Genomic DNA, 230 nt, shown 5'->3' on the forward strand with positions numbered 1-230 from the left:
ACGACATCGACAGCCCCTTCTTCGACACCGACGTCGCCACCATCGTCGGCGCCGCCGCGAACCGCCTGGCCTACGTGGTCCTGCCCAAGCCGAACGGCGTGGCCGACGTGCGGCGCGCCCTGGAGACCATCAACCGCGCCGCGGTGCCGGCCGGACGCGCCGCGCTGCCGGTGCACGTGCTGATCGAGACCCACGGGGCGTTGCGCGAAGCCTACGACATCGCCGCCCTG

General features: G+C 73.0%; 1 pseudogene. It reads left to right on the forward strand.

Annotated elements, in window-relative coordinates:
* A pseudogene (locus KVT32_RS31850) lies at window positions 1-230 on the forward strand (CoA ester lyase); the annotation flags it as partial.

Origin of the sequence: Achromobacter sp. GbtcB20, assembly GCF_019091095.1 — a bacterium.
GTDB lineage: Bacteria > Pseudomonadota > Gammaproteobacteria > Burkholderiales > Burkholderiaceae_B > Achromobacter > Achromobacter mucicolens.